Source organism: Novilysobacter longmucuonensis (genome assembly GCF_046600735.1).
Classification (GTDB): domain Bacteria; phylum Pseudomonadota; class Gammaproteobacteria; order Xanthomonadales; family Xanthomonadaceae; genus Novilysobacter_A; species Novilysobacter_A longmucuonensis.
Genome location: NZ_JBJMAW010000001.1, coordinates 139,931 through 164,415 on the forward strand (window position 1 = coordinate 139,931; position 24,485 = coordinate 164,415).

At 68.0% G+C, this 24,485-nt stretch carries 25 protein-coding genes; 9 read left to right on the plus strand and 16 right to left on the minus strand.

The window, feature by feature from the left end; all coding sequences use genetic code 11:
* Positions 1-2: 2 nt before the first annotated feature.
* The 6 genes from ACJQWM_RS00670 to ACJQWM_RS00695 form a co-directional block, all read right to left on the minus strand.
* On the minus strand, positions 3-713 hold the full coding sequence (locus ACJQWM_RS00670) for a hypothetical protein (protein ID WP_332704279.1): 711 nt from the start codon (positions 711-713) through the stop codon (positions 3-5).
* Positions 714-754: 41 nt separating this feature from the next.
* The gene (locus ACJQWM_RS00675; RefSeq protein WP_332704281.1) at positions 755-1,189 is read right to left on the minus strand and encodes a hypothetical protein; all 435 of its coding nucleotides are present in this window, start codon (positions 1,187-1,189) and stop codon (positions 755-757) included.
* Positions 1,190-1,324: 135 nt separating this feature from the next.
* A complete protein-coding gene (locus tag ACJQWM_RS00680; protein WP_332704283.1) occupies positions 1,325-1,810 on the minus strand; it encodes a hypothetical protein in 486 nt (161 codons plus the stop codon).
* 219 nt (positions 1,811-2,029) lie between these two features.
* A complete protein-coding gene (locus ACJQWM_RS00685; protein WP_332704285.1) occupies positions 2,030-2,782 on the minus strand; it encodes an HAD family hydrolase in 753 nt (250 codons plus the stop codon).
* 154 nt (positions 2,783-2,936) lie between these two features.
* On the minus strand, positions 2,937-3,359 hold the full coding sequence (locus ACJQWM_RS00690) for an EF-hand domain-containing protein (protein ID WP_332704287.1): 423 nt from the start codon (positions 3,357-3,359) through the stop codon (positions 2,937-2,939).
* Positions 3,360-3,663: 304 nt separating this feature from the next.
* Entirely contained in the window at positions 3,664-3,861 is a 198-nt protein-coding gene (locus tag ACJQWM_RS00695; RefSeq protein WP_332704289.1) for a CPXCG motif-containing cysteine-rich protein, read from the minus strand.
* A gap of 444 nt (positions 3,862-4,305) precedes the next feature.
* Here ACJQWM_RS00695 and ACJQWM_RS00700 point away from each other — a divergent pair, with 444 nt between their 5' ends.
* The 5 genes from ACJQWM_RS00700 (at position 4,306) to ACJQWM_RS00720 (ending at position 10,677) form a co-directional block, all read left to right on the plus strand.
* The gene (locus ACJQWM_RS00700; protein ID WP_332704290.1) at positions 4,306-4,803 is read left to right on the plus strand and encodes a hypothetical protein; all 498 of its coding nucleotides are present in this window, start codon (positions 4,306-4,308) and stop codon (positions 4,801-4,803) included.
* 93 nt (positions 4,804-4,896) lie between these two features.
* Positions 4,897-6,069 carry a PQQ-dependent sugar dehydrogenase gene (locus ACJQWM_RS00705; RefSeq protein ID WP_332704292.1) on the plus strand — a complete coding sequence of 391 codons (1,173 nt, stop codon included), beginning with the start codon at positions 4,897-4,899 and terminating at the stop codon, positions 6,067-6,069.
* A 186-nt stretch (positions 6,070-6,255) separates the two neighbouring features.
* Positions 6,256-7,140: a tryptophan 2,3-dioxygenase gene (locus tag ACJQWM_RS00710; protein WP_332704294.1), complete on the plus strand. Its 885-nt coding sequence runs from the start codon at positions 6,256-6,258 to the stop codon at positions 7,138-7,140.
* Positions 7,141-7,215: 75 nt separating this feature from the next.
* Positions 7,216-8,793 (plus strand): AbgT family transporter, encoded by a 1,578-nt coding sequence (locus ACJQWM_RS00715; RefSeq protein ID WP_332704298.1) that lies wholly within the window; start codon positions 7,216-7,218, stop codon positions 8,791-8,793.
* 300 nt (positions 8,794-9,093) lie between these two features.
* Positions 9,094-10,677: a peptide MFS transporter gene (locus ACJQWM_RS00720; protein WP_332704300.1), complete on the plus strand. Its 1,584-nt coding sequence runs from the start codon at positions 9,094-9,096 to the stop codon at positions 10,675-10,677.
* Between the two features lie 195 nt (positions 10,678-10,872).
* Here ACJQWM_RS00720 and ACJQWM_RS00725 read toward each other — a convergent pair whose 3' ends face one another.
* Positions 10,873-11,355, minus strand: coding sequence for a MarR family winged helix-turn-helix transcriptional regulator (locus tag ACJQWM_RS00725; RefSeq protein ID WP_330970082.1), 483 nt, complete (start codon positions 11,353-11,355; stop codon positions 10,873-10,875).
* A 115-nt stretch (positions 11,356-11,470) separates the two neighbouring features.
* Between ACJQWM_RS00725 and hppD the strand changes: the two genes are divergently transcribed.
* Both hppD and hmgA read left to right on the plus strand, forming a co-directional pair.
* Positions 11,471-12,562 carry a 4-hydroxyphenylpyruvate dioxygenase gene (gene hppD / locus ACJQWM_RS00730; RefSeq protein WP_332704303.1) on the plus strand — a complete coding sequence of 364 codons (1,092 nt, stop codon included), beginning with the start codon at positions 11,471-11,473 and terminating at the stop codon, positions 12,560-12,562.
* Between the two features lie 143 nt (positions 12,563-12,705).
* Positions 12,706-14,037, plus strand: a complete 1,332-nt coding sequence (hmgA, locus tag ACJQWM_RS00735; RefSeq protein WP_332704305.1) for a homogentisate 1,2-dioxygenase — start codon at positions 12,706-12,708, stop codon at positions 14,035-14,037.
* Between the two features lie 33 nt (positions 14,038-14,070).
* Here hmgA and ACJQWM_RS00740 read toward each other — a convergent pair whose 3' ends face one another.
* Genes ACJQWM_RS00740 through ACJQWM_RS00765 form a run of 6 tightly spaced genes read right to left on the minus strand, consistent with a single transcriptional unit; the run spans position 14,071 to position 20,055 of the window.
* Positions 14,071-14,475 carry a Na+/H+ antiporter subunit G gene (locus ACJQWM_RS00740; protein ID WP_332704307.1) on the minus strand — a complete coding sequence of 135 codons (405 nt, stop codon included), beginning with the start codon at positions 14,473-14,475 and terminating at the stop codon, positions 14,071-14,073.
* A 13-nt stretch (positions 14,476-14,488) separates the two neighbouring features.
* Entirely contained in the window at positions 14,489-14,758 is a 270-nt protein-coding gene (locus ACJQWM_RS00745; protein WP_332704359.1) for a K+/H+ antiporter subunit F, read from the minus strand.
* 41 nt (positions 14,759-14,799) lie between these two features.
* Positions 14,800-15,285, minus strand: a complete 486-nt coding sequence (locus tag ACJQWM_RS00750; protein WP_332704309.1) for a Na+/H+ antiporter subunit E — start codon at positions 15,283-15,285, stop codon at positions 14,800-14,802.
* A complete protein-coding gene (locus ACJQWM_RS00755) occupies positions 15,282-16,814 on the minus strand; it encodes a monovalent cation/H+ antiporter subunit D (RefSeq protein ID WP_332704311.1) in 1,533 nt (510 codons plus the stop codon). Before ACJQWM_RS00755 ends, ACJQWM_RS00750 begins: the two co-directional genes overlap by 4 nt.
* Positions 16,811-17,245 carry a Na+/H+ antiporter subunit C gene (locus tag ACJQWM_RS00760; RefSeq protein WP_332704313.1) on the minus strand — a complete coding sequence of 145 codons (435 nt, stop codon included), beginning with the start codon at positions 17,243-17,245 and terminating at the stop codon, positions 16,811-16,813. The genes ACJQWM_RS00755 and ACJQWM_RS00760 overlap by 4 nt, the downstream gene beginning before the upstream one ends.
* Positions 17,245-20,055 (minus strand): monovalent cation/H+ antiporter subunit A, encoded by a 2,811-nt coding sequence (locus tag ACJQWM_RS00765; protein WP_332704315.1) that lies wholly within the window; start codon positions 20,053-20,055, stop codon positions 17,245-17,247. Before ACJQWM_RS00765 ends, ACJQWM_RS00760 begins: the two co-directional genes overlap by 1 nt.
* A 262-nt stretch (positions 20,056-20,317) precedes the next feature.
* Between ACJQWM_RS00765 and ACJQWM_RS00770 the strand changes: the two genes are divergently transcribed.
* Positions 20,318-21,184 (plus strand): NAD-dependent epimerase/dehydratase family protein, encoded by an 867-nt coding sequence (locus tag ACJQWM_RS00770; protein ID WP_332704317.1) that lies wholly within the window; start codon positions 20,318-20,320, stop codon positions 21,182-21,184.
* Positions 21,185-21,324: 140 nt separating this feature from the next.
* Here ACJQWM_RS00770 and ACJQWM_RS00775 read toward each other — a convergent pair whose 3' ends face one another.
* The 3 genes from ACJQWM_RS00775 to ACJQWM_RS00785 all read right to left on the minus strand — a co-directional run bounded on the left by ACJQWM_RS00775 (position 21,325) and on the right by ACJQWM_RS00785 (position 23,875).
* On the minus strand, positions 21,325-22,212 hold the full coding sequence (locus ACJQWM_RS00775) for a DMT family transporter (protein ID WP_332704319.1): 888 nt from the start codon (positions 22,210-22,212) through the stop codon (positions 21,325-21,327).
* Between the two features lie 144 nt (positions 22,213-22,356).
* Entirely contained in the window at positions 22,357-22,833 is a 477-nt protein-coding gene (locus ACJQWM_RS00780) for an Mpo1 family 2-hydroxy fatty acid dioxygenase (RefSeq protein ID WP_411306607.1), read from the minus strand.
* 100 nt (positions 22,834-22,933) lie between these two features.
* Positions 22,934-23,875 carry a phosphoribosylaminoimidazolesuccinocarboxamide synthase gene (locus tag ACJQWM_RS00785; protein WP_332704323.1) on the minus strand — a complete coding sequence of 314 codons (942 nt, stop codon included), beginning with the start codon at positions 23,873-23,875 and terminating at the stop codon, positions 22,934-22,936.
* A 267-nt stretch (positions 23,876-24,142) separates the two neighbouring features.
* Between ACJQWM_RS00785 and ACJQWM_RS00790 the strand changes: the two genes are divergently transcribed.
* Positions 24,143-24,478 carry a J domain-containing protein gene (locus tag ACJQWM_RS00790; RefSeq protein WP_332704325.1) on the plus strand — a complete coding sequence of 112 codons (336 nt, stop codon included), beginning with the start codon at positions 24,143-24,145 and terminating at the stop codon, positions 24,476-24,478.
* Positions 24,479-24,485: the final 7 nt, after the last annotated feature.

Below are 24,485 nucleotides of genomic sequence, written 5' to 3' on the forward strand. Positions count from 1 at the left end.
GTCTAGTCGCGGCCCTTGCTTTTGCCTTTGCCGTTGTTGCCGCGGCCGCGTCCGGCGTCGCCCTGGCCGGGGCCATCACCGCGTCCGGGCTGGGCGCCGGCGGCGTGCGCGGGTTTGCCGTTGCCATTGCCGCCCGCAGGCCCGCGGCCAGCAGGCGCGCCTCGGTCATCGCGGTCGAGCCAGGTGCCGTCCGGCCCCTGGCCGCGCTGCGGAAAATCGGCGCGCAGGTCGCTGTCGATCTCGATCGGCCGGGCCCAGCGGTCGTAGGTCCCCACGAAGCCGCGCTTGAGCCGGTGGAACTCCGGCGAACCCGGCTTGATCCCGAGCTCCTGCGCGACCGCGCCCCAGCCCTGCGCGTGGTCGCGCTCCCAGCGCTCGACCACGTAGCGGCACGGGCGCCCGACGATCTGCGCGATCGCGCAGGCGTAGTACACGTCGCCCGGCGCCCAGCCGCGTTCGGCCAGCAGGGCGGTGACCAGATCGCGCGGCGCGCCGTAGTAGCGCACCATTTCGTCGATGAACGGGCTGCGATAGCGCGCGCCATAGCGGTTGACGTCCTCCAGGTAGCTGTCGACCCAGACATCGCCGCTGCGCGGATTCCAGCCGATGCTGAAGTCCTGCGCCGCGGCCGGGCCGACGAACAGCGCCATCATCATCATGGCGAGGGCGACGCAGGCGGACTTGAGCTTGCCGGTCGTGCGTTTGCTGATCATGCGGTCACCTTCGGTGGGGACAGGGTGGCGGTCTCGCGCGTTCAGCGCGAAATGGTGAAGCGACCGAACGCCACGCCGACGTCCCAGCCCTCGCCGGTGCCGGCCAGCGCCAGCGAGATGTCGCCCTTGCTCACGACCTGCGCCTTGCTCGACCTGACCGCGCCAGCGTGCGCCTCGGCGGTGGCGTAATGGCCGATCACCTCGCTGATGTCGCGCACCCCGGAGAACTCACCGACGCCGTTGTCGATCCGCGACTTGCCGAAACTCAGGCCTCCGCCCTTGGTGTCGAGGGTGACCGACATGCGTTGACCGTTGTCACAGCTGACCGTGCCGGTGCCGGAGGAAGTCTTGTAGAACAGCGACCAGCCCGACAGGTTGAAGTCCAGACGGCAGTCGACCGGGCCGCCCGCGTGCGCCGGCAACACCGGCGCGCCGGACCACAGGACTGCGCAACACAACAGGACAAGGCGCTTCATCGGACTGCCTCCGCTAGCCAGCCGGGGAAGACTAGCACCGTGGCGGCGTGCGGTCCGGCCGCGCCAGCGCCGCCGGCACCCACCGCAAGGGCGCCGCGGGGGCGCCCTTGCCGCTGATGCCGGCGATGGCCCGCGTCAGTCGTCGTCGCGGTCGCGGTCGCGACGACGGTAGTCACCCCGGTCGCGGCGGTCGTGGTGCGAGTAGTGGCGGCGGTCATCCCAGCCACGACCATCGTAGCGACGGTCGTGTTGCCCATCGTAGTAGATCACCTTGCATTTGCCGCGTGGATTGCAGTTGGCGCCGCGAAAAGTCCGCCGATGCTGGTAAGTCGGCCGATAGTAGTGGCGCGGCCCCGGGCGGTAACGGCTCTGCCGCGGCACCTGACGGTAGTAGGTCGGCCGGCCGTAGCGGTCGCGCACCACGATGACGCGATCGCGGTGGCCGTAGTTGCCGTGCCGGTAGTACGGCTGGCTGCCGCGAAAGATCACATCGGCGACGTCGACGATCACCCGCGCCAGTTCGTGGCCGCCCTGCGCCTGCGCGGTACCGGGGAACAGCCCGGCCAGGCCGCAAGCGGCGGCCAGGACGGCGGGGGCAATCCAGCGGGACAGATGGGCCATGTGCGCTCTCCTCGCATTCTTCCGACCGGCGCGATTGCCGGCTTGCCACCGACCATGCGGCCGGTTTGGTGAACGGTTTTTTAACCAGCGTGGCTCCGCCGCTCGATGGTCTGCTGCATACACTTGGCGTTCATCTGGAGAGCGCCCGCGCTCCATCCGAACGGGTAGTGGTGGAGCCATGCGACCATCAGCCGCCGCGGTCCTCGTCGTCGCGCTGTCCTACGGCTGCGTGAGCCAGGCCGCGGCCCGGCCCGCGATCTCCCTCAGCGCCCCCGGCAGGGCCTGCGCGGCATCGACCCGCAGCAGGCGTGGCGCGTCGCTGGCGACTTCGGCCTCGGCCTCATGGGCCCAGGTCAGGTGATACGGCATGTGGATGCCCCAACCGCCGAGCGCGAGCACCGGCGCGATGTCGGATCGCAACGAATTTCCGATCATCACGAAGCGCGATGCCGGCAGCTGGAACTCCTCGAGCACGCGCGCGTAAGTGGCGGGGTCTTTTTCGCTGACGATCTCGATGCGGCGGAACAGGTGCGCCAACCCGCACTGCTCGACCTTGGCCTCCTGATGGAACAGGTCGCCCTTGGTGATCAGTACGATCGGGTAGTCCGCAGCGATGGCGGCCACCGCCTCGCGCATGCCCGGCAGCAGTTCGACCGGGTGCCGCAGCAACTCCTTGCCGAGCCCGACGATGCGGTGCAGGTCGGTCGCGCTGATGCGCGCGTCTGTGATCGCCACGGCGGCCTCGACCATCGACAGGGTCATGCCCTTGACGCCGTATCCGAACAACGCAAGATTGCCTTTCTCCACCTCGTACAGGCGCTCGGCCACGCGTGCATCGCGCAGGTCGACGTATCCCCCGACGATCTGCTCGAACGCCAGCTGCGCGGCATCGAAGTAGTCCTGGCTGCGCCAGAGGGTGTCGTCGGCATCAAAGCCGACCAGGGCGATGGGGTCGCTGGTGGGAATGGCCATCGCAGCAGTATGCCGGTGTCGCCTGCGATCAGCCGCCGGCGCCGCCACGACCGAACACCAACAGCGGCCGTCGGAGCTCGGCTTCGCGCCACAAACTAATGAGGGGCGGCCTGCGCGGCCGCCCCTCCGGTTCCATGGTTATCGGCGCGTGCGCTTACTGCTCGGTGTCGTCCCAGGGTTCCGCGTCGGCTTCGACCTCGACGTCGGCATCGGCCTCGGCCTCGGCACCCGCCTCTGCGCCGGCACCCTGGCCGCCTTCGGCGAAGGTCTGGTATTCCTCGGCGGTCAGCATGCCGTCGGCGTTGGCGTCGATCTCGTTGAACATCTGCGTCAGCGCCGGCACCGCGGCGGCTTCGGCCGTGCTGATGTTGCCGTCCTGGTCGGTGTCGACATCGGCCCAGCTCAGCTGCCCGGCGCTCGTGGCCGGTGCGGCCGCGGGCGGGCTGCCGGCCGCGGTCTCTGCCGCGGTGGACTGCTCGAGGGCTGCCTCGGCCTCCTGAGCGAACGCCAGCGGTGCCGACAGCATGGCGACGAATGCAAAGGTGCCGATCAGTGACTTGGGCGATACGTTGGTCATGGTGACTCTCCTGGAAAGGGGGAACTGCGCGGCAGCCGCGCTCGGGTCGGTTGCCACGCCGACACGTTGCCGATGTCGGTATGAACGCATTCCCGCCGGCAATCGTTAAGGCAACGTTTGATTAACGCGTGCTCGGCGCGTTGCGATTAGGCCATGGCCGAAACCGCCGAATCGGGCACGAAAATTTTGCCAGCCGTGGGCTTCGTTGTTTCCGGGTGAGCATGGGCACATGAACAGAACAAAACGTTAGCAATCGCGTCAACGCCGCTGCGCCTGCGCTAACGGAAAACCCGCCGCGGTGTGGTCAAGCCTCGTCTTCGGCGGCCGCGGTGACCCGTGCGAGCCCGTCCTCGTCAATCCGCACGGTGATCTCGATCGGTCGGCAGCACACGTGGCAGTCCTCGATGTAACGCTGGTCGCCGGCCGAGTCGTCGACCAGCAGCTCGATGGTTTCGCCGCAGTACGGGCAGTGGACGTCGGCGGTCGGGAGTTGGGTGTTCATGGGACCTCGGGAGCGGCGCTCCGGACTCGGGGCGGGGCGGGACTCGGGCTCGGGACTCGGGAAGTCAAAGGCTGGTCCGCGAAGGGTGCAAAGGATGCAAATACAACCGGAGCAACAGCGGTTTTTGGAGTTTGCTCCCTTTGCGTCCTTCGCGCCCTTGCGCCCTTACTTGTCGCTTCCTCGCTTCCTCGCTTTCCGTTTCCTCGCCTCTCCCCTCTCCCCTCTCCCCTCTCCCCTCATCTCCTCATCTCCTCATCTCCTCATCTCCTCATCTCCTCATCTCCTCATCTCCTCATCTCCTCCCCCTCCTCCCCATGGCTGCTGCTGTGCTGCGTGTTCCATCACGTCTGGGTAACCCGTCCGGCGCAAAGCTTGCGATGAAGGCTTGGCGCGCGACGCTCTGGCGGTCGCTGCGTTGACCGAGGCCTCGGAGCGGAGCCGTCCATGAAGACCCGGCACGTATTCACCACACCCGATCTCGCCACCGCGCAGGCGGCCATGGATGCGGCGCTCGCGGCGGGGGTCGAGGACGAGGACATCCTGCTGATCGCGCGCTCGGACATCGAGTTGGACTCCATCCCCGACGAGCGCAAGGAAGCCGACACCGACTTCATGCCTGCCGCGCTGCGTGGCGCCGGCTATGGCGGTGCGGCTGGCCTGCTGGCCGGCGTGGTCGCGGTGGCGATGACGCCGGTGGGCTTCAGCCTGGCAGGCACCGCCGCGGCCACGGTGGCCGGGGCGGTGGTGGGGTGCTGGGCCTCGGCGCTGGTGGGCTCGTCGTTGCGCGACCCGATCCGGGTCAAGTTCGACCAGGAAATCAGGCAGGGCAACATCCTGGTGATCATCGACGGCGACAAGACGCTGATCGACGCGGCCGAATCGCGCATCACCGACACCGGTGCGCGGCTGCTGCCGTTCGAGTCGCTGAAGGCGATGGCCTGACACCGGCGTGTGCGCCCGGTCGGCTCCCGGCAGCCAGCGATCGCCTGAAGTGTCACGATTGGCATCCCTCATGCTTGCCGGGAGATCCTGACCATGACGATCCGTCTGCTGACCGCCGCCTGCTGTGCTGCCTTGTTGAGCGCCTGCAGCGGCAATGGCGATGCCGCCCCCGCCGCACAATCCGGTGGCGCCACGTCGGCCGATGCCGCCGGCGTGCCGGGCCAGCCGTTCGTCATCGAGGAAGTCGCGCAATTTGCCCAGCCATGGGCGATGACGTTCCTGCCCGACGGGCGCCTGCTGGTCACCGAGAAGCAGGGCGCGCTCAAACTGATGCAGGCCGATGGCGAGGCGCACGAGATCAGCGGCGTGCCCGAAGTGGCCTACGGCGGCCACGGCGGACTGGGCGACGTGGTGCTGCACCCGCGATTCGCGCGCAATCGATGGGTCTATCTGAGCTACGCCGAACCCGGCGAAGGCGACACCCGCGGCGCCGCGGTCGCGCGCGCGCGGCTTGACCTGGACGACAGCGGCGGCGGCACGCTGTCGGACCTGGAGGTGCTGTGGCGCCAGGTGCCCAAGGTCAGCGGTCGCGGCCACTACGGACACCGCCTCGCGTTCGGTCCCGACGGCGATCTGTGGATCAGCTCGGGCGACCGGCAGAAGTTCGATCCGGCCCAGGACATGGACTCCAACCTCGGCAAGGTGATCCGCCTGAACGCCGACGGCAGCGTGCCGGACGACAACCCGTTCGCCGACCAGGGTGAGGTCGCCGCGCAGGTGTGGTCGCTCGGCCACCGCAACATCCTCGGCATGGTGTTCGATGGACAGGGCCGGCTCTGGGCGCACGAGATGGGGCCGGCCGGCGGCGACGAGCTGAACCTGATCGAGCGTGGCGACAACTACGGTTATCCGATCGTCTCCAACGGCGACCACTACGACGGCCGCGAGATCCCCGACCACGACACCGCGCCGGAATTCAATGCGCCGGAAATCACCTGGACCGAGGTGATCTCGCCGGCGGGCTTCATCATCTACTCTGGAGATCGCTTTACCGACTGGCGGGGCGATGGCCTGGCCGGCGGCCTGAGTGGACAGGCGCTGGTGCGGGTCGAGTTCGACGGCGACCAGGCGCGAGAAGTCGAGCGCTACGACATGGAACAGCGCATCCGGGAAGTCGAGCAGGGCCCGGACGGCGATATCTGGGTGTTGGAAGACGAGCGCGAAGGCAGCGGCGGCCGGCTGTTGCGGCTGAGCCCGCCGGCCTGAGAACACGCCCTGAGGAGCACGCCGCCCGGCAGGCCCGGCCCGTACCCGGTGAACCGTAGGCTGGGCTGACAAGCCCAGCTCCCCCGGTGGATCAACCGGGGGAGCCCGATGCCGATCGGTGGCGGTGGCGGTGGGGGAAGCGGGCGGTCGCTGCGTTACCCTTCTGCGTCCTGCTGGGGAGTGGCAATGACCGTCGACAAGAACGAGCGCGAACTGGAAAGCGGCATCCATACCGACCTGGAAGGCCGGATGAGCTACGCCGGCTACCTGCACCTGGATCGCCTGCTCTCCGCGCAGCAGCGCTTGTCGGACCCGCCGCACCACGACGAGATGCTGTTCATCGTGCAGCACCAGGTCTCCGAGCTGTGGATGAAGCTGATGATTCACGAGCTCAGGGCGGCGCAGGCCCTGTTGCGCAACGACGAGCTCGGCGCCTGCCAGAAGATCTTCGCGCGCTGCAAGGCGATCCTGCGCCAGCTCACCGCGATGTGGTCGGTGCTGGAGACGCTGACGCCTTCGGAGTACATGCAGTTCCGCGAGATCCTCGGGCCGTCCTCGGGCTTCCAGTCGCTGCAGTACCGCACGATCGAGTTCCTGCTGGGCAACAAGAACGCGGCGATGCTCAAGGTGTTCGCACACGACGCCGCCGCCGCGCAGGAGCTCAAGGCGGCGCTGGACTCGCCCAGCCTGTATGAAGAGGCGCTGATGTATCTCGCCCGGCGCGGCCACGCGGTGCCGGCGCACCAGCTCGAGCGCGACTGGTCGCAGCCGCACGTGTCCGATCCGGCGCTGCTGCCGGTGTTCCAGCGCATCTACCAGGACACCGAGTCGCACTGGGCCGAGTACCACCTGTGCGAGGACCTGGTCGACCTGGAGACGCAGTTCCAGTCGTGGCGCTTTCGCCACATGCGCACCGTCATGCGGATCATCGGCTTCAAGCCGGGCACCGGCGGCTCCAGCGGGGTCGGTTTCCTGCGCCAGGCGCTGGACCTGACGTTCTTCCCGGAGCTGTTCGAGGTGCGCACCTTGATCGGCGCGGGCCCGGCCTACGGCGCGCCTGAGCCCGGGTGATCGAATCAGTGGCGTAGGCGGCATACGCGCGCGCCCGCTTGCTAGGATGCGGCGTCCGCAAACAGGGGAGCCGACATGAGCCAAGCCAACCCCGGGACCGCGCCGCGCGGCCTGGTCACCCGTTTTCTCGATGGCGTCGAGCGTGCCGGCAACAAGCTGCCCGATCCGGCGATGCTGTTCCTGATCCTGATGCTGGCGGTGTGGGCGCTCTCGGCGCTGCTGGCCAACGTGAGTTTCAGCGAGGTCGACCCGCGCAGCGGCGAGGCGATCGTGATCAACAACCTGCTCGCCGGCGGCAGCGTCGCGGCGTTTATGGCCACGATGGTCGCCACCTTCGTCAATTTCGCGCCGCTGGGCGTGGTGCTGGTGGCGATGATGGGCCTGGGTGTGGCCGAGCACACCGGTTTCATCAATGCCGCGCTGCGATCGATCCTGTCGGTCACCCCGAAGATGCTGCTGACCCCGGTACTGGTGGCGGTCGGCATCCTGAGTCATGTCGCGGTGGACGCCGGTTACGTGCTGGTGATCCCGCTGGGCGCGGTGATCTTCTATGCCGCCGGTCGGCATCCGCTGGCAGGCATCGCGGCGGCATTCGCGGGAGTGTCGGGCGGTTTCTCCGCGACGCTGATCGTGCCCTCCAGCCTGGATCCGTTGCTCGCCGGGCTGACCCAGGAGGCCGGGCACATCCTCGATGCGGGCCTGACGGTCAATCCGCTCAACAACTACTTCTTCACCACCGCCTCGTGCGTGCTGATCATCCTGGTCGGCTGGTTCCTCACCGACCGGGTGATCGAACCGCGCCTGCGCAACACCGAAGTCGACGGCGACATGAGCGAGATGCCGCGGATGGACGCGCTGGGCCCGCGCCAGCGCCGCGGCCTGCTGGTGTCGGTGCTGGCGATGGCGGCCGGCGCGCTGGTGCTGTTGCTGACCGCGTTGCCCGAAGCCTCGGCCTGGCGCGCGCCGGCCGCTGCGGTCGGACCGGGCGAGAACTCGTTGCTGGTCAGCGCCGCACCGCTGATGCAGTCGATCGTGGCACTGATCTTCGTGTTCTTCCTGATCCCCGGCGTGGTGTACGGCTACGTCGCCGGCACCGTCAAGTCGCACCGCGACGTCATCGGCGGGATGAGCAAGACGATGAGCGCGATGGGCTACTACATCGTCATGGCGTTCTTCGCCGCGCAATTCATCTATGCCTTCGCGCAGAGCAACCTCGGCGCGCTGATCGCGATCAAGGGCGCCAACTGGCTGCAGGCGATGGGTTTCCCGATGGGTCTGACCATCATCGGCATCGTGCTGCTGTCGGGGTTGGTCAACCTGATGGTCGGGTCGGCCTCGGCCAAGTGGGCGCTGATCGGCGCAATCATGGTGCCGATGCTGATGCAGCTGGGCGTGTCGCCGGACCTGACCCAGGCGGCGTACCGCGTCGGCGATTCCTCGACCAACATCATCACCCCGCTGATGCCGTACTTCCCGTTGATCGTGGTGTTCTGCCAGCGCTACGTGAAGTCGGCCGGCATCGGCACGCTGCTGGCGCTGATGCTGCCGTTCTCGGTCACCCTGCTGGTGCTATGGACCGCGTTCCTGCTGGGTTTCTGGGCACTGGGCGTGCCGCTGGGGGTGGATTCAAGCTACGTGTATCCGGCCGGTTGAGGACCAGGCGGCGCGGGCGAGCCATGAGTTCGCCATCTGAGCTCGCCATCGCGCCGCCGCCGGCTTTCGATCGCATCGGCGGGCCGGCGGTGGGCCACGGCTGAAACATGAATGGCCGGCCGCGAGCCGCCCTCTGCGCCGGGGAGCGTCATGTTGCACTGCCGCAATACGGTGCCGGTTTGACTAGGCCGTCACGCAACGGTTACACCTTGCCGTCGTTTCCGCGCCGACCGGCGTCGGGCGACATGATCCGCACCGTCCACGGCCGCCTCGAGGCGGGCCTCCAGGAGTCAATCACGCATGAGTTCCACTCCAGGTTCCTCCGTCGAAGAAGGCAAGACCTTCCTCGGCCACCCGCGCGGCCTGTACGTGCTGTTCTTCGCCGAAATGTGGGAGCGGTTCTCCTACTACGGCATGCGCGCGCTGCTGATCTTCTATCTCGTGCAGCACTGGTTGTTCTCCGACAGCGATGCCTCGGTCATCTACGGCGCCTACACCGCGCTGGTGTACATCACCCCGGTGGTCGGCGGATACCTTGCCGATCGATATCTGGGGCAACGCAAGGCGGTGTTGTTCGGCGCGGTCCTGCTGACGTTCGGCCATTTCCTGATGGCCTTCGAGGGCGATGGTGGCCAGGAGGGCGCGGCGATCAACGTCTTCTGGCTGGCGCTGTCGTTCATCATCGTCGGCTCGGGCTTCCTGAAAGCCAACATTTCGGTAATCGTCGGCCAGCTCTATTCGCGCACCGATGTCCGCCGCGACCCGGCCTACACGATCTTCTACGTGGGCATCAATTTGGGTGCCGCCCTGGGTGCGATCATCGCCGGCTGGCTCGGCCAGACCTACGGCTGGGCCTGGGGCTTCGGTGCGGCAGGCGTCGGCATGCTGCTGGGCCTGATCGTGTTCGTGATCGGCAAGCCGCTGCTGCTCGGCCGCGGCGAGTCGCGCGACCCGGCGCGGTTGGAAAGATCGGTGATGGGGATCAAGTTCGAGTGGCTGCTGTACATCATCAGCTTCGCCGCGGTGGGCCTGGTATGGCTGCTGATCCAGTACCAGTCGCTGGTCGGCGGCCTGCTGATGGGCGCCGGAGCGATCCTGGTCGGCTATGTGCTGTACACGGCGGTGTTCAAGCTGCCCAAACACGATCGCGACCGGATCTTTGCCGCGCTTTACCTGATCTTCGGTTCGATCCTGTTCTGGGCCCTGTTCGAGCAGGCCGGCTCATCGCTGAACCTGTATACCGACCGCTCGGTGGACCGGGACATGTTCGGGGTCGAGGTGCCGGCCTCGGTGTTCCAGTCGATCAACGCGATCTACATCGTGTTGCTCGGGCCGCTGTTCGCGGCGCTATGGCTGTGGCTCGGGCGCCGCGGCATGGAGCCATCCGCGCCGGCCAAGTTCGGGCTGGGCATCATCCAGCTCGGTGCCGGCTTCCTGGTCCTGGTGGCCGGTGCGGCGGCCGCCGGACCCGGTGCCCTCACGCCGGTGTTGTTCATCTTCCTGATCTACCTGCTGCACACCACCGGTGAGCTCTGCCTGTCGCCGGTCGGGCTGTCGGCGATGAACCGCCTTTCGCCCGCGCACATGGCCAGCCTGATCATGGGCACTTGGTTCTTCGCCTCGGCGACCGGCAACTTCGCTGCCGGCCTGATCGCCGCGGCAACCGGGGCCGAAGGCGCCGGTCCGGAGCGGGTGACGGAGGTCTATTCCACGGTTGGCTGGACCGCGGTCGCGGTCGGCGTCGGCATGATCGTCATCTCGCCGCTGGTCAAGCGGCTCATGCACCTGGACACGCTGACCGACGAGGAGCCGGCGATGGCGGGGCAGCGCGAGATCGGCGAGCCCACGGCGGCCGGCATCCATATCGAGGATGAGCGCAGGTAGCATGCTGCTGCAGTCGAAGGACGGAACGGCGGCCCACTCGGCCGCCGTTTTCGTTTGCGGCTCTACGCTTTTGTAGGAGCGGCTTCAGCCGCGAAAGCCAGGTCGCGGCGCATTCGCCTGACATGCTGGTCAAGCGAGACGCGCCGAACTTCGGCAATGCGAACGATCGGTTCCGGTTCGCGGCTGAAGCCGCTCCTACTTGGCCGGGCCCTGTCCGGCCTCGGCCTGCAGTTCCAGTTCGTCGAGGCGGTCGAGCAGGCGGAACAGCAGTTCGCGCTCGGCCGCGTCGATGCCGTCAAGCAGCCGCCGCTCGAAGGCCAGCGCCAGCGGTGCGATCTCGTCGTAGATGGTGTACCCGGCCCGGCTCAGCCGCAGCACCGAGCGCCGCCGGTCGTCGTCGTGCATCTCACGCAGCAGCCGGCCGGCGTCGACCATGCGCGACACCGCACGGCTGACCGCAACCTTGTCCATGGCGGTGCGCTGCGCGACCTCGTTGGCCGACAGGTCCGGGTAGCGGCCGAGCACCGCCATCACCCGCCACTCGGTCACGTTCAAGGAGAACCGCTCGGAATACACCTGCGCGATCGCGCTGCTGACGCGGTTGCTCAGCACCGACAGCCGGTAGGGCAGGAAGTGCTCGAGATCGAGCTCGGCGTGCGACGGCGTGCGGGTGTTCATGTTGCGCTGTGCCTTGCCTATGGTTTCATGTGAAACTATAACGACATTACGCGAGTCCTTCGCACAGCCGCACCTCCGCGTGCGGACGTCCCATGGCACAGCCCGGAGTTTCCCCATGAGCGCCCAGCCCAACCTCGGCATGCAGGTCACCACCTTCGAGAACCCGCTCGGCATCGACGGTTTCGAGTTCGTCGAGTTCGCAGCGCCGCAGGGCCAGGCAGCGTTGCTGCACGACTACTTCGGCAAGATGGGTTTCACCGCGGTGCTCAAGCACAAGAGCCGCCCGATCACGGTGTACCGCCAGGGCGGGGTGAACTTCCTGGTCAATGAAGACCCCGACAGCTTCGCCGCGGATTTCGCCCGCGCCCACGGCCCCAGCGCCTGCGGTTTCGCGATCCGCTTCAAGAAGCCGTCCAGCGAGGTATTCGAGACTGTCATCGGCAACGGCGGCGAGGCGATCACCGACAAGGCCCACAGCCGCGCGGTCGACGCGCCGGTGGTCAAGGGCATCGGCGACTGCATGCTCTATCTGGTCGACCGCTACGGCGCCAACGGTTCGATGTACGAGGAGTTCGAGCCGCTGGCCGGCGCCGACCAGGACCCGGCCGGATTTGGCCTGACCTTCATCGACCACCTCACCCACAATCTGTATTTCGGCAACATGCAGAAGTGGTCGGACTACTACGAGCGGCTGTTCAACTTCCGCGAGATCCGCTACTTCGACATCAAGGGCGCCAAAACCGGCCTGGTATCCAAGGCGATGACCGCGCCGGACGGCATCGTGCGCATCCCGCTCAACGAGTCCAACGACCCCAAGAGCCAGATCAACGAGTACCTCGATGCGTACAAGGGCGAGGGCATCCAGCACATCGCCTGCTTCACCGATGATATCTACCAGACGGTAGAAGCGATGCGCGCGCAGGGTGTCGAGTTTCTCGACACCCCCGACACCTACTTCGAGGTGATCGACCAGCGCGTGCCCAACCACGGCGAGGACGTGCCGCGGCTGGCCAAAAACAAGATCCTGATCGACGCCGACGCCGAGACCAAGCAGCGCCTGCTGCTGCAGATATTCACCACCAATGCGATTGGCCCGATCTTCTTCGAGATCATCCAGCGCAAGGGCAACGAGGGATTCGGCGAAGGCAACTTCCAGGCGCTGTTCGAGAGCATTGAGCGCGACCAGATGAAGCGCGGGGTGTTGTAAGGCTTTTTTGGACACGGATGAACACGGATAACCACGGATCAAGGCAAAAGCTTTCTTGAGTTGCTCTGCCTCATCCGTGTCTATCCGTGTAAGTCCGTGTCGAAACCGCTTTTTGTCCTGGGAGACCACGTTTGAACGGATACATGTCGGGCTTCGGCAACGAGTTCGCGACCGAGGCGATCCCCGGCACCTTGCCGGTCGGGCAGAACTCGCCACAGAAGGTCGCGCACGGGTTGTACGCCGAGCAGCTATCGGGCACCGCGTTCACCGCGCCACGCGCTGAGAACCGGCGCAGCTGGCTGTACCGGATACGCCCGGCGGCGATGCACGGCACCTTCGAGCCGTACCTGCAGCCGCGACTGCACAACGACTTCGACACCGGCCCGGTCTCGCCCGACCAGTTGCGCTGGAATCCGCTGCCACTCCAGCAGACCCCGGTCGATTTCATCGACGGGCTGTTCACCATGGGCGGCAACGGTTCGCCGCAGGCGCAGCACGGAGTCGGCATCCACACCTATGCGGCCAACAAGTCGATGGACGGCCGCTTCTTCTACGACGCCGACGGCGAGCTGCTGATCGTGCCGCAGCTCGGCCGGCTGCATATCGCGACCGAGCTCGGCGTGCTCGAGGTCGAGCCGCAGGAGATCGCGGTGATCCCGCGTGGCGTGCGGTTCCGGGTCGAGTTGCCGGATGTCGATGAGGCGCGCGATGCACAGGGAGGTGCGAGTGTCGCGGGCGCAGGATGCGCAGGAGCGACCGGCTATATCTGCGAGAACTTCGGCGCACCGCTGCGGCTGCCCGACCTGGGGCCGATCGGCAGCAACGGCCTGGCCAACCCGCGTGATTTCCTCACTCCCAGCGCCGCCTACGAGGATCGCGAGGGGAAGTTCGAGCTGATCGGCAAGTTCCAGGGCCACCTGTGGCGCGCCGACATCGGCCACTCGCCGCTGGACGTGGTCGGCTGGCACGGCAACTACGCGCCGTACAAGTACGACCTGCGCCGCTTCAATGCCATCGGCTCGATCAGCTTCGACCACCCCGACCCGAGCATCTTCCTGGTGCTGCACGCGCCCAGCGACACGCCGGGCACCAGCAACCTGGATTTCGTGATCTTCCCGCCGCGCTGGCTGGTCGCGCAGCACACCTTCCGGCCGCCGTGGTTCCACCGCAACATCGCCAGCGAGTTCATGGGGCTGATCTTTGGTGCCTACGACGCCAAGGCCGAGGGCTTCGTGCCCGGCGGCTGCTCGCTGCACAACTCGATGAGCGGCCACGGCCCGGATGCGGCGACGTTCGAGAAGGCCAGCCAGGCCGATCTCGCGCGACCCGACGTGGTCGAGAACACCATGGCATTCATGTTCGAGACCCGCGCGGTGATCCGGCCCACCGCGCAGGCGCTGCAGGCCGCGCACCGCCAGCGCGACTACCAGGCGTGCTGGGCCGGGCTGCGCAAGCACTTCGCTCCGGACGCCTGAGCGTTCGCCGCCGGAGGCATTGCCCCACGGCGCTCAGCGATCGCGCGGCTGCCCGTCCCGGGTCGCGCCATCCGCCACCGCCGACCCATCTTCGGCGGCTTCCGAAAGCGAAGCGGCGTCCGCTTCGGGTTGCTTCGGCCGCTGCTCCGGCGCGAGCCTGAGCGCGGCGCGTGCCATCAGGTGCGCGCTGATCGGCGCGGTGATGAACAGGAACAGGGTAATCAGGATCTCGCGCAGGCCCAGCCCGTCGCCGCGCAGCGCGTGGTAGCCGATCGAAGCGATCAGGATGCAGCCGACCCCCAGCGTGGTCGCCTTGGTCGGGCCGTGCAGGCGCTTGAAGAACTCCGAGAGCTTGACCAGCCCGAACGAGCCGACCAGCACGAAGAAGCTGCCGACCGCCAGCAGCGCCACCAGCGCGAGTTCGACGAGCAGGCTCATGAGGGCATCCGGTTCATTCGACGATATCCCGCCGCAGCACGTACTTGCTGAGCATCACGGTGCCGACGAAACCGAGCATCGCGATGATCAGCGCGGCCTCGAAGTAGATCGACGATTTCAAGTGCATGCCGAACAGGATCAGCGCGGCGATGGTGTTCACGTACAGGGTGTCGAGCGCGAGGATGCGGTCGGGCACGCCGGGGCCGCGCAGCAGGCGCCACAGGCTCAGCAGCATGGCCACACCAATCGCGTACAGCGCCACGACGACGGCGGTGTCGATCATGCCGGGTTGAGTCGCGCCTGTGACGATCATGCCTGTATGGATCATGGAAAGATCTCCTTCAACGGCGCCTCGTAGCGCGCCTTGATGATCGCCAGCATGTCCTCGGCGTCGGCCAGGTTGAAGCAGTGGATCAGCAGGTGGCGGCGGTCGTCGCTGAGTTCGGCCGACACCGTGCCCGGGGTCAGCGTGATGATGCTGGCCAAGGTGGTGATGCCGTGGATGTTGCTCAGCTCCAGCGGCAGCCACAGGAAGGTCGGGGTCAGCACGCGCTCGGGCCCGAGGATGCGGCGAGCGACCTCGATGTTCGACAGCAGCATGTCCCACAGCACGCGCCGCGCCAGCACCAGGATCATCAGCGTGCGGCCGAAGCGGGCGCGCTCGGGCTGCAGCGCGCCGGCCAGCAGCGGCAACAGCAGCGCCAGAATCGCCGCCAGCGTCACCTGTCCGGCGCTGAAGTCGGCCACCAGCAACAGCCACAGCACGAATACCGCGACGCTCAAGGGCAGCGATGGCAGGAAACGCTTCATGGTGACGGCGCCCGCAGTTGCGGCGCGGTGTCGCGCGCGGCCTGGATGTAGTCGGCCGGGGCCAGCAGCTGTTCGGCGGCGGCCTGCGCATAGCGCACCACCGGCCCGCCGGCCAGCACCAGGGCGATGCCGTAGGCCACCAGCAGCGCTGCGCCGGCGACCTGCAGCCGCCGTGGCGCGGCCGGTGCGTGGGCATCGGCCGGCCATGGCTCGGCGCGCCAGAACACCTGGCTGGCGGTGCGTGCCAGCGCGATCAGGCTCAGCAGGCTGGTGACCAGCACCACCGTCCAGACCCAGCCGCGCGAGCCGACCGGCACCGCATCGAGCAGCATCAGCTTGCCCACGAAGCCCGGCAGCGGCGGCAGCCCGACCACCGACACTGCCGCAAGTCCGAACAGCAAGCCGAGCAGCGCCGCATGCCGCAGCGGCCCGGCACAATCGAGCTGCTCGCCGATGCGGCCGCGCTGCTGGCGGATCAGGTCTACGATCAGGAACAGCGCCGCGGTGATGAAGGTGCTGTGCAGCAGGTAGTACAGGCCGGCCGCCACGGTCTCGGGGGTGGCCAGTGCGAAGGCGATGAACAGGGTCGCCGTCGAGGCGATCACCAGGTACGCGACCTGCATGCGCAGGGTCGAGGCCGCAAGCGCGCCGAGCGTCGCCAGCACCAGCGTGATCGCGCCGGCCGGCAGCAGCCAGTCCCAGGCCCAGCCCGCCAGCGCGCCGGCCTCGCTGCCGAACACCAGCGTGTACACGCGCAGCACCGCGTACACGCCGACCTTGGTCATGATCGCGAACAGCGCCATGACCGCCGCCGGCGCACGCGAGTAGGCGCTGGGCAGCCACAGGTACAGCGGCAGCAGCGCGGCCTTGGCGCAGAACACCACCAGCAGCAGCCCCGAGGCGGCCCGGATCAGCGCGATGTCGCTGGCGGCCGCGCCGGCCACGCGCGCGGCCATCTCGGCCATGTTGAGCGTGCCGAGCAGTCCGTACAGCAGGCCCAGCGCGATCAGGAACAGGGTCGAGGCGGTGATATTGAACACCACGTAGTGCAGCCCGGCGCGCATGCGCGGCCCGCGCCCGCCGCTGAGCAGCAGGCCGTAGGAGGCGATCAGCATCACCTCGAAGAACACGAACAGGTTGAACAGGTCGCCGGTCAGGAACGCGCCGTTGAGGCCGGCGAGCTGCAGCTGGACCAGGGCATGGAAGTGCGTGGCGCGTTTGTCCCAGCCGGTGGCCGCATAGAGCAGGCAGGCGATGCCAAGCAGCGTGGTGGTCAGCACCAGCAGCGCGCTGAGGCGATCGGCGACCAGCGCGATGCCGAGCCGCGCCGGCCAGTCGCCGACCAGGTACATGTCGATGATCCCCGCGTCGGCGCGTGCCACCAGCGACGCGGCGACCAGGAGCAAGCCCGACAGCCCGGCCCAGCCGACCACGCGCTGGGCGGTGATGCCGCGACGCTCGACCAGCAGCAACAGCGCCGCGGTCAGCAGCGGCACGACGATCGCGAGCACCGGAAGATGCGCGTTCACGGCCGGTCCCCGGGCTGGATGTCGGCAGGGCGGCTCTCACGAGGTCGGCTCTCATCAGGGCTGTCGTCGTCAGCCCGGTCTTCGCCAGGCGCGTCTTCGCCGCCTGCATCGACATGGTCGCTGCCGTTGTCGGCGCGGCTGCGCATCGCGACGACGATGGTGACGGCGGTCATCGCGAATGCGATCACGATCGCGGTCAGCACCAGCGCCTGCGGCAGCGGATCGGTGTGGTTGGCCAGCGTCGCGGCGGTGCCGGGTTCCAGCACTGGCGGCTTGCCCACCGCGAGCCGGCCGGCCGAGAAGATCAGCAGGTTGGTCGCATATGACAGCAGGGTCAGCCCGAGAATCACGTCGAAGCTGCGCGAGCGCAGCAGCAGGTAGACCCCGGCCGCGGTCAGCACGCCGATCGCGCTGGCCAGTGCGAACTCCATCAGCGCGCCTCCTGACCGGCTGCCGGGTCCGCTGTCACCCGGCCCGCCGCGGCGCGAGGCAGCGGCGGCTTGATTGTGCCCATCATCGACAGGATCAGCATCGCGCCGCCGAACACCACCAGGTACACGCCGATGTCGAAGCCCAGCGCGCTGGTCAGTGGCAGCTCCCCGATTAGCGGCAGCCACGGCTCGACGTGGCCGCTGGTCAGGAACGGGTAGCCCAGCAGCATCGGCGCCACGCCGGTCAGCAACGCGACCAGCAGGCCGACGCCGATGCAACGCGTGTAGTCGAAGCCCATGCGCGATTCGACGTATTGCGAGCCCAGCAGTACGTACTGCAGCAGCAACGGGATCGCCAGCACCAGTCCGGCGATGAAGCCGCCGCCCGGCGCGTTGTGGCCGCGCAGGAACAGGTACACCGACACCGCCAGCGCGAACGGGAACAGCAGGTGGCTCAGGTTGGCCGGCATCGGCAGGCGGTCGGGCTCGCCCGGGATCACCTCCTCGGCCCTGATCCGCACGCGCCGCAGCAGCGCGTGCACGACCAGTCCGGCGATGCCGAACACGGTGATCTCTCCAAGCGTATCGAAGCCGCGGAAGTCGACCAGAATCACGTTGACCACGTTGCTGCCGTAGGCCTCCGGCAGCGAACGGGCGAGCAGCTCGCTGGCGATGGTATCGGCCGGGCGGGTCATCATCGCGTAGGCCAGGCCGCCGATGCCGCCGCCGACCATCAGCGCGATCGCGCCGTCGCGCCAGCGCCGCGCGCGTGAATTGCTCGGCACCGATTCCTTGGGCAGGTAGTTCAGCGCCAGCAGCATCAGCGCGACGGTCACCAGCTCCACCAGCAACTGGGTAAGTGCCAGGTCCGGCGCCGACAGGAACACGAACACCACGCTGACCCCGAGCCCGACCGCACCGAGTACGATCAACGCGAGCAGTCGCTGGCGGTGCAGTACGACGGTCATGCCGGTGGCGGCGACGAGGATCGCCCACAGCGCCCAGCCGACCAGCGGCAGCGGCTGGTCCGGTGCCTGCAGCCCGCTCGGGATCACCGAGAGCGCTGGCACGATCGCGATCACCACCAGCGTCGCCAGGACCCACCACAGCGAGCGCTGCAGGCTGCCGTTGGTGAGCTTGAGGGTGGCGCGCCGGGCGATGCCGAGCAGCGCGTCGGCATTGGCCCAGAACACGCGCCGGCCGAACGCGCGGCGGGCAATGGCATGCAGGTCGAACAGCCGCCGCAGGCCGAAGTACAGCGTCACGCCGCCGATCAACCCGCCCAGGCTCATCAGCAGCGGCAGGTTGAAGCCGTGCCACAGCGCCAGGCTGTACTCGGGCGTGGCCTCGCCCAGCACGCCATGCGCGGCAGCCGCCAGCACCGGCGCGACCGTGTACGCCGGCACGATGCCGACCGCCAGGCAAAGCACCACCAGCACCTCGACCGGGATCTTCATGAAGCGCGGCGGCTCGTGGATCTCGCGATCGACCGCGCGCGGGCCGGCGCCGAAGAACGTGTCGTGCACGAAACGCAGGCTGTAGGCGACGCCGAACACGCCGGCCAGGAACGCCGCGATCGTGATGACGACCTGCATTGAACCGTGACCTTCGATCTCCAGCGCCTGGGCGAAGAACATCTCCTTCGACAGGAACCCATTGAGCAACGGGATGCCGGCCATCGCCAGGGTCGCGATGATCGCCAGCGCACTGGTGAACGGCAGGTGCCGGCGCAGGTTGCCGAGCCGTCGCATGTCGCGGGTGCCGGTCTCGTGGTCGATGATGCCCGCGGCCATGAACAGCGAGGCCTTGAAGGTGGCGTGGTTGATGATGTGGAACAGCCCGGCCACCACCGCCAGCGGGGTCGACAGCCCGAACAGCAGCGTGATCAGGCCCAGGTGCGAGATCGTCGAATACGCCAGCAGGCCCTTGAGGTCGTGCTGGAAGATCGCGTGCCAGGCCCCGATCAGCACCGTGATCGCGCCGACGCTGCTGACCACGTAGAAGAACAGGTCGGTGCCGGCCAGGGTCGGGTGCAGGCGCGCCAGCAGGAACACGCCGGCCTTGACCATCGTCGCCGAATGCAGGTAGGCCGAGACCGGCGTCGGCGCGGCCATCGCGTGCGGCAGCCAGAAGTGGAACGGGAACTGCGCGCTCTTGGTGAAGATCGCCAGCAGCACCAGCCCGAGGATCGCCGGGTAGGTCGCGTGCGCGCGGATCGCATCGCCGGCGGCGAACACCGCGTCGAGTTCAAAGCTGCCGACGATCTGCCCGATCAGCAGCACGCCGCCGAGCAGCGCCAGCCCGCCGGCGCCGGTGATCGTGAGCGCCATGCGCGCGCCTTCGCGCGCTTCCTTCTGGTGCGACCAGTAGCCGATCAGCAGGAAGGAACTGATCGAGGTCAGCTCCCAGAAGATGGTCAGCAGCAGCAGGTTGCCGGCCAGCACCATGCCGAGCATCGCGCCCATGAACAGCAACAGGTAGGCGAAGAACTTCGGCACGTCCTCGCGCGCGCCCAGGTAGTAGTGCGCGTACATCACCACCAGCCCGCCGATCGCCAGCACCATCAAGGCGAACATCCACGCCAGGCCATCCAGCCGCAGCGAGAAGGCCAGGCCGATCTGCGGGATCCATGCATGGCTGACCTGCGGCACCTCGCCGCCGAGCACCGGCGCGGTCAGCGCGCCGAGCAGCACCAGTCCCAGCAGCGGTGCCGCGCCGGCCAGCCATGCCGTCGTCCTGCGCGACACGTTGCGGGCCAGCAGCACCCACACGGCCAACACGAACGGCAGGGCTAGCAGCAGTTCCAGCATCTCGCTCCAAGGGTGCGGCGCGGCGTGCGCGGCAGGGTCGCGGGTCGGGACAGGCGGGGCGCGGAGCAGGCGTGCGCTCCGCGGCCGGTGATTCTAACCGAAGCGCGCGTGCGCGCCGGTCGCCGGAGGCGGTGCGTATGCTATGCGCAGCGTCCTTTTCCGGTGTTTTCCATTCGGTGATGCGTATTAATACATCGGCGCCTGCACAGGCCCTGCTGATCGTGTCCGCCGCGTGCCGGCGCCGCGCGGATGGAGCGCGGTTTTGCGCGAAGCCCTGATCTTCGGCGGCAGCGGTCAGATCGGCCGCCCGCTGCTGCACCGGCTGCGAGGCGAGGGCTGGCACATCACCGCGCTGTCGCGAGGGACCCCGCCCGACGAGCCCGGCGTGCAGTGGCTGCGCGGCGATCTCCAGACGCCGCCGGCGTTGCCGGCCCGGGTCGATGCGATCTTCAGTTGCGGGCCGCTGGATGCGTTCGCGCGCTGGTACGCCGACAGTGGCATCGACTCGGCGCGCGTGATCGCATTCGGCTCGACCAGCCTGGACACCAAGCGCGCGTCCAGCGATCGGCATGAGCGCGAGGTTGCGGCACGCCTGCACCAGGGCGAATCGACGGTGTTCGCCACCGCAAGCGCGCGCGGCGCGGCCGCCACGCTGCTGCGCCCGACCCTGGTCTACGGCGCCGGACGCGATGCCACCTTGAGCCGGATCGCGGCGATCGCGCGGCGTTTCGGTTGCTTCCCGCTGCCGCGCGGCGCCTGCGGTTTGCGCCAGCCGGTCCATGTCGAGGACCTCGCCGATGCGGCACTGCGCGCAATCGATGCGCCCGCCAGCGCCGGCCAGGCCTACGCACTGCCGGGCGGCGAGACGCTGCCGTATCGGGAGATGGTCGTGCGGGTGCTGTCGGCGCTGCAGCCGCCGGCCAGGCTGCTGGAGCTGCCGGCGCCGCTGTTCCGGCTGGCGTTGCAGGCCGCACGCCTGGGCGGCCGCGCCCCGGGATTCGGCAGCGCCGCGCTGCGGCGCATGCACCAGGACCTGGTGTTCGACGCGATGCCTGCCGTGCGCGACCTTGATTACGCACCGCGTGCGTTCGCGCCGACCGCGGAGATGTTCGTGGCTTCGGAGGCGTGAATCGAAAAGCCTTCTGACGCGGATCAGAGCGAAAAAAGGCGGATTAAAGCGAAAGAGAGGTGCTTGACCAGGAGCATGCTCTATGTGCTCTGATCCGTCTTTTTTCTGCTCTGATCCGCGTCGAACGCTTCTGCGCTCTGCTAGATTTCCTGCGCGCGCGGCACCGTGCGCGCCTTGGCCAGCGCGCGCAGCGCGACCATCAGTACGCCGCCGAGCACCATCGCACCGCCGATCCACATCGCCGGACCGGGCCTGTCGCCCCAGAACGCGATGCCGAGCGCGACCGCCAGTACCGGCGTCAGCAGCAGCCACGGCATCACCTGGGCGACCGGGTGGCGCTGGATCAGCACGTAGTACAGCCCGTGCCCGAGCAGCGAGGACATGAACGCCGCGTACGCCACCCCGGCCCACGCCACCCAACTGGCCTGCTGCACCTGCGCAAAGCCGCCCGGCTCGAACACCATGCTCATCGCCAGCAGCGGCAAAACGCTGACCAGCGCGGTCCAGCCCTGCATGCTGAACACATCGAGCCCGCGCAGGCGCTTCATCAGCACCGTGCCGAAGGCCAGCGCCAGCGCCGAGAGCAGCATCAGCACCAGCGCATCGGGCCGCTGGAACACCAGCGGATCGAAGCCCAGCACCAGCACCCCGCCGAAGCTCACCCCGATCGCCAGCGCGGTGCGCCAGCCGAAGCGCTCGCCAAGCAGCCACCAAGCCAGCAGCGCGGTCATCGGCACGTAGCTCTGGATCACGATCGCCGGCGAGGACAGATTCCCGGCCAGCTTCAGCGCGAGGAAGCTCAGGCCGAAGTGGGCCACGCCGATGCACAGGCATACCGCCACCAGCCGCGGCCACTGGCCGGGCAGCGGCCGCTTGAGCACGAACAGCAGCGGCAGGCCGAGCATCGCGAAACGCAGCGCGGTGAACAGGAACGGCGGTATCTCGCGCAGCGCCAGTGCGGAGGTCAGGAAGTTCAGTGCCCAGACGATGCAGATCAGCAGGACGAGGATTAGGTCGCGTGGCGGCATGGCGACATCATCCTCGCAAGTAAGTGAATGCGCTTTGCTGCTTCAGCTCCCCGCGCTGATTTCTGGCTCCCTTCTTTGGCAAAGAGGGGTTGGGGGAGCTTTGCAGGCGCGATGGTGGGCACAAGAAACCTGCCCACCCTGCGTTCAATACGTCCACCCGAGCCGGCGATAGAGGTTCGCCAACACCCAGGCCGGCCCGATCAGCAGGTAGGTCAGGTCGGTCAGAAAGCTCGGCTTGCGGCCCTCGATCTTGTGCCCGAGGAACTGCGCGATCCAGGCGAGCACGAATACGCCGAGCGCCAACCACAGCAGGTCCGTCGGCCCCAGTGCGCGGTATAGCGCATGGGTCAGCCCGGCCAGCAGCACGAACGCCGCGGCCATGCCGAGCCCGAGCCGGCGTGAGGCGCGATAGTAGAAGCACCACGCCGTGAACATCGCCAGCGCCGCCCAGAAGCCGGGCTTGAACAGCGTGCCCGGCGCCGGAATGCACCACAGCAGCGCGATCACGCTCCACGCGATCGCCGGCACCGCGACCACATGGATCGCCTGATTGGTGGGGTTGCGGTGATCGCCGGAGTAGCTGGCGAACCAGCGGTCGATCGGGCGTGCGGTGGCGTCCATCGTGGGCCTCTGTGTAGCACCTGTAGGAGCGGCTTCAGCCGCGAGCTCTTCGATCGGCCCGCGGCGGAGCCCAGCTTTATCTACAAAAAACCGGGAATGCCTAGTCGACGCTGATGCCGGCCAGCTTCTGCAGCGCTTCGGCGTACTTGGCACGGGTGCGCTCGATCACCTCCGGTGGCAGCGTCGGCCCCGGCGCGATCTTGTCCCAGGCCTGTGTTTCCAGCCAGTCGCGCACGAACTGCTTGTCGTAGCTCGGTGGGCTGGTGCCGAGCCGGTACTCGTCGGCCGGCCAGTAGCGCGAGGAATCCGGCGTCAGCATCTCGTCCATGACGTACAGGCGGCCGTCGGCGTCGGTGCCGAACTCGAACTTGGTATCGGCCAGCAGGATCCCGCGCGCAGCGGCGAAGTCCGCGGCAAAGCGATACAGCCGCAGCGTCGCGTCGCGCACCGCCTCGGCCAGCTCGGCGCCGCACAGGCGCACGGCGGTGTCGAAGTCGATGTTCTCGTCGTGATCGCCCGCCGCGGCCTTGGTCGAGGGAGTGAAGATCGGCTTGTCGAGCTCCTGCGCCTGTTGCAGTCCATCGGGCAGGGCGATGCCGCTGATCCGGCCGGTGCGCTGGTAGTCCTTCCAGCCGCTGCCGATCACGTAACCGCGGGCGATGCATTCGATCGGCACCGGCTTGAGACGCTTGGTCACCACCGCCCGTCGCTCGTACAGCGCCGCATCGACTCCGGCGGGCAGCACGTCGGCGACCTCGATGCCGGTCAGGTGGTTGGCGGCGATGTGCTCGGTTTTGCCGAACCAGAAGTTGCTGATCTGGCACAGCATCTCGCCCTTGCCGGGGATCGGGTCGGGCAGGACCACGTCGAAGGCGCTGAGCCGATCGGTCGCCACCATTAGCAGGTAGTCACCGTAGGGCGTGCCTTCCGGCAGGCGGTCGGCGGGCAGATCGAAGACGTCGCGGACCTTGCCGCGGTGGCGCAGCGGCAGGCCGGGCAGGTCCGAATCGGACAGGGAGGGTCGCAGCGAGGTGGTGGACAACGTAAAGCCCCTGGATGACACGAGGACCCCATCGCACTTGAGCTGCAGCGCACTGAGCCGCTGCCCTTGCCACGCGTCCCTGGGGCCGCGCGCCGCGCGCGGGCGCGACAGGGCCGGGCAGTGTACGCCGGTCGGCCGCGCCATGCAGTTACACTGCGGGCCGGATTTTCGACCGCCGTGCCGCCGCCGGTTCAGCTGCCAACGGCGGCCCGGATGAGCGTCGTCGACTGAGCGCCGGTCGACGGCATGGGCGCGCTGGAGGTATCGATGAAACGCTGGTACGGCAAGCTGCTGGGACTGTTGGCCGGAGCCGCCCTGTTGCGCTTCAACCCGCTGCTGGGTGCGCTGATCGGGCTGCTGATCGGCCATGCCTTCGACACCGACTGGTTCAGGCTGCGCCGCGACAACCCCTACGCCGTGCTTGGCCTGAGCGCCGACGCAAGCGACGCCGAGGTCGACCAGGCCTACCGCCGGCTGATCTCGCAGTACCACCCCGACCGCCTGTCCAACGTCGCCATCGATCTGCGCAAGCAGGCCGAGGCCAAGGCGCGAGAGATCAACGGCGCCTACGACCGCATCAAGGCCCAGCGCAAGCGGTCGTAGGCGCGGC

Coding starts and splice junctions, on each gene's coding strand:
- ACJQWM_RS00690 (WP_332704287.1), bottom strand. CDS start 3,359: ATGACCAACGTATCGCCCAAGTCACTGATCGGCACCTTTGCATTCGTC.
- ACJQWM_RS00705 (WP_332704292.1), top strand. CDS start 4,897: ATGACGATCCGTCTGCTGACCGCCGCCTGCTGTGCTGCCTTGTTGAGC.
- ACJQWM_RS00715 (WP_332704298.1), top strand. CDS start 7,216: ATGAGCCAAGCCAACCCCGGGACCGCGCCGCGCGGCCTGGTCACCCGT.
- ACJQWM_RS00740 (WP_332704307.1), bottom strand. CDS start 14,475: ATGAGCCTGCTCGTCGAACTCGCGCTGGTGGCGCTGCTGGCGGTCGGC.
- ACJQWM_RS00790 (WP_332704325.1), top strand. CDS start 24,143: ATGAAACGCTGGTACGGCAAGCTGCTGGGACTGTTGGCCGGAGCCGCC.
- ACJQWM_RS00760 (WP_332704313.1), bottom strand. CDS start 17,245: ATGGAGTTCGCACTGGCCAGCGCGATCGGCGTGCTGACCGCGGCCGGG.
- ACJQWM_RS00750 (WP_332704309.1), bottom strand. CDS start 15,285: ATGAAGCGTTTCCTGCCATCGCTGCCCTTGAGCGTCGCGGTATTCGTG.
- ACJQWM_RS00765 (WP_332704315.1), bottom strand. CDS start 20,055: ATGCTGGAACTGCTGCTAGCCCTGCCGTTCGTGTTGGCCGTGTGGGTG.
- ACJQWM_RS00695 (WP_332704289.1), bottom strand. CDS start 3,861: ATGAACACCCAACTCCCGACCGCCGACGTCCACTGCCCGTACTGCGGC.
- ACJQWM_RS00680 (WP_332704283.1), bottom strand. CDS start 1,810: ATGGCCCATCTGTCCCGCTGGATTGCCCCCGCCGTCCTGGCCGCCGCT.
- ACJQWM_RS00675 (WP_332704281.1), bottom strand. CDS start 1,189: ATGAAGCGCCTTGTCCTGTTGTGTTGCGCAGTCCTGTGGTCCGGCGCG.
- ACJQWM_RS00720 (WP_332704300.1), top strand. CDS start 9,094: ATGAGTTCCACTCCAGGTTCCTCCGTCGAAGAAGGCAAGACCTTCCTC.
- hmgA (WP_332704305.1), top strand. CDS start 12,706: ATGTCGGGCTTCGGCAACGAGTTCGCGACCGAGGCGATCCCCGGCACC.
- ACJQWM_RS00700 (WP_332704290.1), top strand. CDS start 4,306: ATGAAGACCCGGCACGTATTCACCACACCCGATCTCGCCACCGCGCAG.
- ACJQWM_RS00780 (WP_411306607.1), bottom strand. CDS start 22,833: ATGGACGCCACCGCACGCCCGATCGACCGCTGGTTCGCCAGCTACTCC.
- ACJQWM_RS00775 (WP_332704319.1), bottom strand. CDS start 22,212: ATGCCGCCACGCGACCTAATCCTCGTCCTGCTGATCTGCATCGTCTGG.
- ACJQWM_RS00710 (WP_332704294.1), top strand. CDS start 6,256: ATGACCGTCGACAAGAACGAGCGCGAACTGGAAAGCGGCATCCATACC.
- ACJQWM_RS00685 (WP_332704285.1), bottom strand. CDS start 2,782: ATGGCCATTCCCACCAGCGACCCCATCGCCCTGGTCGGCTTTGATGCC.
- ACJQWM_RS00725 (WP_330970082.1), bottom strand. CDS start 11,355: ATGAACACCCGCACGCCGTCGCACGCCGAGCTCGATCTCGAGCACTTC.
- ACJQWM_RS00745 (WP_332704359.1), bottom strand. CDS start 14,758: ATGATCGACACCGCCGTCGTCGTGGCGCTGTACGCGATTGGTGTGGCC.
- hppD (WP_332704303.1), top strand. CDS start 11,471: ATGAGCGCCCAGCCCAACCTCGGCATGCAGGTCACCACCTTCGAGAAC.
- ACJQWM_RS00670 (WP_332704279.1), bottom strand. CDS start 713: ATGATCAGCAAACGCACGACCGGCAAGCTCAAGTCCGCCTGCGTCGCC.